Below are 7,318 nucleotides of genomic sequence, written 5' to 3' on the forward strand. Positions count from 1 at the left end.
AACCCCGACTTCTCCGGTCCTCCAGTATCATTACCCTCACCCTTCTCCTGGGGCGCTTGAGAATCTCGATAGGTAGATGTCCCCTCGCGGGAGTTACCGGTCTGGAATAGCCCGGGGCCCTATTTGAGGACTCGGACGAGAGGAACGTTTTAGAGTGTCCCCTTCTTTTCAAGCTCCTTTACAATGAGTGCAACGTTGCAGATACCTTCCAGAACACTTCTAAAGCCAGGGTTCTCACCGAACTGGGCGAATAACGAGCCGAAGCTGGGGTGCCAGGCGTCAACCTGCTCCCTCCCCTTCGCGGTGATGATGTAGACCACCCATCCCCTCTCCTTGAGTATTTCAACCAGCTTCCAGGCGTTCGTCATGTCGTTCTCGTCCCTTATCTCGATCCCATAGGCCTCCTTCACCCTCTCGAACAGCTCCATTAACACCACCTCCCTGTGATCTGAAAATCCGCTTGATAAACCTGCCTCTCAAAGAACCATCCTAATGGCAACCGCGACGAGGAGGAGGGCGAACACCCTCCGGAGGGTCGCGGGCCGGGTCCTGTGAGCGGAGATGGCCCCAAGATGGGCACCCAGGATTATGCCCGGGGCCAGGAGGAAGGCGGTGTGAAGGTCGACCTGACCCAGGCGGTAGTGGGCGATGGCACCCGCGAGGGCCGTGAAGAACAGGGCCAGACTGGACGTCCCTATCGCGTAGCGCATTGGTATTCCAACGTAGGTGTGGAAGAGGGGAACGTTCAGGATCCCCCCGCTTATCCCGAGCAGTCCGCTCATCAACCCGGCGAGAAATCCCACCAGAGGGACGCGGCGGTAGTTGACCGCTGTCGGGCCATCTGCCCCGTTCCCCTTTTTCAGGAGTGAGTAGGCAAGGTACACGAGAAGGACCGCGAAAACCGTTCTTAAAATGGCCTCGGGCAGGAGGGATGAAAGGTATGCGCCCAAAAAGGCGGCCGGTATTGAGAAGGCCTCCTTGACCAGGACGACCCGGAAAAGAACCGCGCCCCTGCGGAGGTGGGTGTAGGCCGAGGCCAGGGAGCTTATCGTTATGCACGCCAAACTCGTCCCGATGGCGACGTGGATGGACTCACCCATGAGGACCAGTGTCGGAACTATGAGGAAGCCACCGCCAACCCCAAGCAGTCCCGCGATGAAACCAATGCCAAGTCCAGCGATGAAATCAATGACGTAAGGGAACATGGGGATCAGTATGGAAGGGGGTTTTAAAATCTGACGGCCTTCAGAAGCCTTAAATACTCTAACTACATAGGGCATTCTATGGGATCACGGGCCGGTCTCTACCACCTGCTCATCGGCCTCGCCTTCACCCTGACCCAGCCAGGTGCGATAGCCTTCGCCAACTGGGATGCCCCCTATGGTTTCTACAAGGACCTCTCCGCCTGGATGGCCTCGGCTGGAGCATTTCTCCTTCTGGTCGCGGCCTACGGGTTCATCCAGTGGAGGAAGGGAAAACTTGGCCCCCTACACCCTCTCCTGGCAGGTATCCTGGCTATCGTTACCCTCGCTATCGGTTACTGGGCGGAAGGCCTTGTCGGAGGAAACTACGGAAGTTCCAGCGTCCTGTTCTTCATCATCGGCAGTTTTCTAGGGCTGATTCTGGCCCTGATGCTGTTTCCGGTGGCGCTGCTGGAAGCCATCACAGGCGGCCTTTACCACCCCTACGACCGGCCCCTTGTCGTAGCGTGGCTTGTTTCGGTTCTCATCACCCTGGCTCTCCTGGTGCCTTATCTCAGGTCACGGCACGGGAAGGCCAAGTCCTTTGAGAACCATCCTGATGGCCAGGAGCGTCATGACCACAGCAAAGGCCCCCTTTAGGGATTCGGCCCTCGTTCTCCGCGCTATCATCGCCCCCATCTGGGCCCCCACAATCAGCCCCGGCACGAGGAGAACCAGCCACCGAACCTCAACGTTGCCAAGCATGTAGTGTTTCAACGCCCCCGCGGTTGCGGTAAAGACTATGGCGAAGCTCGAGGTCGCGACGGCGTAGTGTATCGGGAGGCCTAGGTAGGTCAACAACGGCACGTTGATTATTCCCCCTCCAACACCCAGCAAACCGCTGATAATTCCGGAGAATAAACCGCCCAGGGGAAGGATGCGATAGTTAATCCGGATCTCGCTGGGTCTAACCTCCCCGGGCTCAACGCTCCTCTTCCTGTAGATCCTCAGGGCGACTATCAGCAGGGCCAGTCCAAAGAGGACCTTCATTCCGGAGGCGCTTATGAAGGAGGTCATCCAGGCCCCGAGATAGGCCCCGGGAACCGCGGTCAGGGCCAGGAGCAGACCCGCCCGGTAGTGGATCCGTCTCTGGCGATGGTAGGCTATGGCCGAGCTGAGGGAAGTAAAAACAACCGCGGCGCTCGAGGTTCCGACGGCGCGATGTATCTCCACGCCGAGGAAATTGAGGGTGGGGACTATTAGGAAACCCCCTCCTAGGCCGAACATCGCCGCGAGGATCCCTATGAATACCCCAGCGACGAAATAGCCGGCGTATCTCAGAACGTCCACCTCGACCCACCTACCACTCGAAGACCACTGCCTCTATCAGCTTCGTTAAAGCGTCAACGTCCTCCTCCGAGTCCCCCACGAGTAGTATTCCCCCAAAGTCTCCCCTCTCGAAGGGGATCCCGTTCTTCTCCGCTATGCTGATGACCCTTTCAGGGACGTGGCCAAGGACGATGCCGCCTTTTCCCGGCCTGAAGGATACCCCTATGACCTCTCCATCAAACTCCGGCCTGAATCCAAAGGCGAAGACGTTCCTTCCGGGGATATCATGGTCTGTCAGGTCCTCGATAGCCCGCAGGAAAGCTTTGATCACGGGTTCATCATCCAGGCCAGGGACGAAAAAGGCAATCCTGTCCCCGGTTCCGCTCTCCTCGTCAACCATCTCGAAGACGACCCCATCACCGATCCTGATGGGCTTTCCGTAGGGATCCAGGGCTTCTATGAGTTCATCCGGCCCCATTTTACCACCTCAGAGCATCTTAACCTTCTCCGGCGGACGGATTTTGAGAACCTCGGGGTTTACGAGATCCTCCGGAACCTCGCCCCTTAGGACGGCGAGCAGATTCCTCACCGCCTGAAAGCCCATGTCCTCCATGGCCTCCTTAGAGAGACCGGCGTAGTGGGGCGTTAATACGGTCTCCCACTCGTATTCAAAGAGTTCGTGCTCCTGAACGGGCTCCCTCTCGAAAACATCGGTCGCGTAGCCCTTGAGCCTGCCCTCTTCGAGGGCCCTGACGATGGCCCTTTCATCAACCAGCGTCCCGCGCCCTATGTTCACCAGGTACTTGCCCTCGAGGAGCTTTGCCCTCTTCTCATTGATGATGTGGTAGGTTTCCGGTGTTGCGGGAAGCGCGAGGATGACTATGTCGCTCTCCCTGAGAACCTCGTCGAGCGTCCTGTAGACGGCTCCAACCTCCTTCTCTATGTCCTCCTTCCTCGACCGGGACCAGTAGAGTACCTCCGTCCCCATTGCCCTCATCCTTCGCGCTATGGCCTTTCCTATGGCTCCCATTCCGAGGATTCCGACCCTTTTGCCGTAGACGGTCTCTATCTCCTTGAAGCTGCTCCAGACGGTCCTGTGGGAGTCCCACTTTCCGGAGCGAATGAACTTATCTGCGTAGGCTATCTTCCGGAGGAGAGCTATCGTTAAGCCGACCGCGAACTCGGCAACCGCCTCGCTCAACCATCCCGAGACCTTGGTGACGTATATTCCCCTCTCCGTTGCTTTCTTCACGTCAACGTGGTCGTAGCCAGCGGAGTGACAGCTTATCACCTTGAGCCGTTCGGCCCTTTCGATGACCTCCCCCGGAACGGGGGTGAGTGGCGAAACTATAAGCCCGTCGTAGTCCTTTATTATCTCCTTGAGCTTCTCAACGTTCGGGTAGAGAACGATGTCAACGTCCGTGTACCTTTTCAGTTCCTCGAGGGGTTTGCTCTTCATCTTAAACGTAACCAGAACCCTCGGCCTCATAACACCACCTTGAGACCTCTATCGAAACGACCCTAATAAGATTTCCGGCCCCGGGAAAGCTTAAAAACTCCTCCCTGTTTTCCCTTTAGGTGGTGGTCATGGGAAAGGTGAGGCGTGAGAAGTGGAGCAACGAGTTCAGCGAGTGGTACAACGAGATCCTCGAAACGGCGGGAATAATAGACAAGCGCTATCCCGTCAAGGGAATGAACGTCTGGCTCCCCTACGGTCTCAGGATTATGCGTAACATCGAGGCGTTCATAAGGGCCGAAATGGAGAGAACCGGCCATGATGAGGTCCTCTTCCCCGCTCTCATTCCCGAAACGGAGTTCCAGAAGGAGGCCGAGCACATAAAGGGGTTTGAGGACGAGGTTTACTGGGTCACGCATGCAGGTCTGGACCCCCTTGACGTAAGGCTCATCCTCCGACCCACGAGCGAGACCGCTATGTACTCCATGTTCTCCCTCTGGATCCGCTCCCACGCCGATTTACCCTTCAAGGTCTATCAGATAGTTAACGTCTACCGCTACGAGACCAAGCACACGAGACCCCTCATCAGGGTTAGGGAAATCAGCCGGTTCTTTGAAGCCCACACCGCTCACGCTGACTTTGAAGACGCGGAGAGGCAGGTTAAGGAGGACCTCGAGATATTTGATAGACTCGCGAAGTTCCTTGCACTACCATACATAATCTCCAAACGCCCGGAATGGGACAAGTTCCCCGGTGCCTACTACTCCCTCGGGGCGGAGATAATGATGCCCGACGGCAGAACCCTCCAGATTGGCACGATGCACAATTACCGCCAGAACTTTGCAAGGGCCTACGACATAAAGTACGAGACGGAAACAGGTGAGCATGAGTACGTCCACCAGACGACCTTCGGAATGAGCGAGCGTCTTCTTGCCGCGGTCATATCCGTCCACGGCGACGACAACGGAATGGTTCTCCCGCCAACTATTGCCCCGATCCAGGTCGTAATCGTGCCCATACCGAAGAAAGATGCCAGCGTTGACGTCTTCGCCTACGCGAGGGAAATTGCCGAGGAGCTTAGAAAAGCCGGCTTCAGGGTTCACGTTGATGAACGCGACATAAGGCCGGGCAGGAAGTACTACGACTGGGAGCTCCGGGGCGTTCCCCTCAGAATCGAGGTCGGCCCGAGGGACGTTGAAGGAAGGAAGGCGGTTATAGCGAGGCGCGACACGATGGAGAAGTTCACAGTCGAGCGCGAGAACGTCGTTGAAGACGTCAGGAAGACCCTGGATGAGATTCACGAGAACCTTTACAACAGGGCAAAGGAGTTCCTCGAGGGCCACATCAAGCGCGTTGATACGATAGAAGAAGCTAAGGAGGTCTTCGAGGACAGGCGCGGAATAGTCGAGATTCCCTGGTGCGGAAGCGAGGAGTGCGGCCTTAAAATGGAGGAAGAGCTCGACGCCAAGATGCTCGGCGTTCCCTATCCGGAGGAAAAGGCTAAAGCTCCAGAGGGCAAGAGGTGTCCCGTCTGCGGCAGGGAGGCGAAGTTCATGGCGAGGTTCGCCAGAACCTATTGATTTCCCATTTCTCACACCCCAGGACGTTACTTCCGGGCGTGCTGTGATGGAGGATGCCCTATGATACTGGGACTCCACGACGGCCACGATGCGGGGGCCGTTCTCATCGACGGCAGGAGAATCTTCGCGGTGAACGAGGAGCGCCTGAACCGGGTTAAGAAATACCGCGGTTTCCCAGGACTGAGCGTGAGAAAGGTTCTTGAGATGGCGGGAGCCGACCCCGGGGAGATAGAGGTCATAGCAGTTGCCGGGGTTTTCAGAAGGCAGAAGCGACTCCTTGAACTCGAGAAGAACCTGAGGACGGTTTTCGGGAAAGACTTCAAGAGGAGGGTCATCTTCGTTGAGCACCACCTGGCCCACTCCGCATCGGCCTACTACACCAGCGGCTGGAGGGACGCGATAGTTCTGAGCATTGACGCCGCAGGCGACGGGCTGAGCTCCTCAATTTACGTGGCCAGGGGGGGAGAGATGATCAGAATAGCCCAGAGCACTTACCTTGATTCTCTCGGTGATTTCTATGCCTCGGCCACGGAGCTCCTCGGCTTCCGACCCATGAGACACGAGGGTAAAGTCATGAGCTTAGCCGCCTACGGACGGCCGACCTACGACCTGAGTTCAATAATAGAGGTAACGGGACTGAGCTTTGACAACCACCTCAAGGTCATAGGGCTCGAGGCCACCAAAAGGCTCGCCGAGTTCTTTAACTACCCCCTAGAGCATTCCAGAAGAATAGCCGAGGAGATGAAGCGGGGGAACCTCAGGGGGAGCCTTCAGAGGAAGGCCATCGAGATAGCCGCGAGCGTCCAGCGGCACCTTGAAAAGCTCGTCGAAGAGCTCGGACTGAGGCTCAAGGACAGGGGGCTACCGGTGGCCTACGCCGGCGGGGTGGCCCAGAACGTCAAGGCCAACGCGGTTCTGAGAAAAATCTTCGGTGATGATAACCTGTGGGTCTTTCCGGCTATGGACGACGGAGGACTGGCCTTTGGTTCGGCTGCCTTCGTTAAGGCACAGATGGAGAGACTGGATGGGAAGTGGAAACCTTTCAGGCTTGAGCACGTCTACATGGGGCCCGGATATTCCAAGGATGATGTGGAGACTGTCCTCAGGAGGGAGGGCATTGAATACCTGGAAGCCGATGACGTTCCGGAGTTTCTCGCCGATGTCCTGGACGAGGGAAAGCTCGTCGGACTCTTTCAGGGGAGGATGGAGTACGGACCCAGAGCCCTGGGAAACCGCTCGATTTTAGCTGATCCGAGAGATGAAAGCGTTAAGGAAAGGCTCAACCTTGCCCTCCGAAGGGACGTTTTCCAGCCCTTCGCTCCTTCGCTCCTCCCGGAGAGGGCTGAAGAATACCTGGAGGACCTCGGCGGAAACCCCAACGAGTTCATGACGATGAGCTACCTTGCAAGCGGGACTTTCAGGGAGCTCGCCCCGGCCGTAGTTCACGTCGACGGAACGACGAGACCACAGGCCGTGAGAAGGGAAGTAAATCCCACCTACCATTCCATCATTAAAAAATTCGAGAAGAAAACGGGTATCGGTGCGGTTCTGAACACGAGCTTTAACCTTCACGGCGAACCGATAGTCTGCTCGCCGGAGGACGCCCTACGAACCTTCAGAAAAGCAGGACTGGACCTCCTTTTCATTGAGGGCTTTGTAGTATCACGGTGAGGTCCCTCTGAATTCGGGATTCCCCTCAGAAAAACATCCCTCCTCAAAAACCTCCCCTCCCCATTCCCCGAAAGTCTTTAGTAACGTTTTGTTATCATCTC

At 56.9% G+C, this 7,318-nt stretch carries 8 protein-coding genes; 3 read left to right on the top strand and 5 right to left on the bottom strand.

What is annotated here, in order from left to right; genetic code table 11:
• Positions 1-149: 149 nt before the first annotated feature.
• Complete coding sequence (locus MV985_RS09310; protein WP_297465610.1) at positions 150-428, bottom strand: hypothetical protein; 279 nt, start codon at positions 426-428, stop codon at positions 150-152.
• A gap of 48 nt (positions 429-476) precedes the next feature.
• Complete coding sequence (locus MV985_RS09315; RefSeq protein ID WP_297465613.1) at positions 477-1,205, bottom strand: sulfite exporter TauE/SafE family protein; 729 nt, start codon at positions 1,203-1,205, stop codon at positions 477-479.
• A 78-nt stretch (positions 1,206-1,283) separates the two neighbouring features.
• On the opposite strand from MV985_RS09315, the gene MV985_RS09320 reads away from it, so the two are divergent.
• Positions 1,284-1,841 (top strand): hypothetical protein, encoded by a 558-nt coding sequence (locus MV985_RS09320; RefSeq protein WP_297465615.1) that lies wholly within the window; start codon positions 1,284-1,286, stop codon positions 1,839-1,841.
• Here MV985_RS09320 and MV985_RS09325 read toward each other — a convergent pair.
• The 3 genes from MV985_RS09325 to MV985_RS09335 form a co-directional block, all read right to left on the bottom strand.
• Positions 1,761-2,468, bottom strand: a complete 708-nt coding sequence (locus MV985_RS09325) for a sulfite exporter TauE/SafE family protein (RefSeq protein WP_297465635.1) — start codon at positions 2,466-2,468, stop codon at positions 1,761-1,763. The genes MV985_RS09320 and MV985_RS09325 overlap by 81 nt on opposite strands.
• A gap of 73 nt (positions 2,469-2,541) precedes the next feature.
• Positions 2,542-2,988 (bottom strand): hypothetical protein, encoded by a 447-nt coding sequence (locus tag MV985_RS09330; protein WP_297465617.1) that lies wholly within the window; start codon positions 2,986-2,988, stop codon positions 2,542-2,544.
• Between the two features lie 9 nt (positions 2,989-2,997).
• The gene (locus tag MV985_RS09335; protein WP_297465619.1) at positions 2,998-3,999 is read right to left on the bottom strand and encodes a 2-hydroxyacid dehydrogenase; all 1,002 of its coding nucleotides are present in this window, start codon (positions 3,997-3,999) and stop codon (positions 2,998-3,000) included.
• 98 nt (positions 4,000-4,097) lie between these two features.
• Here MV985_RS09335 and proS point away from each other — a divergent pair, with 98 nt between their 5' ends.
• Together proS and MV985_RS09345 are read left to right on the top strand one after the other, a co-directional pair.
• A complete protein-coding gene (gene proS / locus MV985_RS09340) occupies positions 4,098-5,546 on the top strand; it encodes a proline--tRNA ligase (protein ID WP_297465637.1) in 1,449 nt (482 codons plus the stop codon).
• Positions 5,547-5,606: 60 nt separating this feature from the next.
• Positions 5,607-7,217, top strand: a complete 1,611-nt coding sequence (locus MV985_RS09345) for a carbamoyltransferase (RefSeq protein WP_297465621.1) — start codon at positions 5,607-5,609, stop codon at positions 7,215-7,217.
• The last annotated feature ends 101 nt before the right edge of the window (positions 7,218-7,318 follow it).

This window comes from Thermococcus sp., from assembly GCF_027012695.1.
GTDB lineage: Archaea > Methanobacteriota_B > Thermococci > Thermococcales > Thermococcaceae > Thermococcus.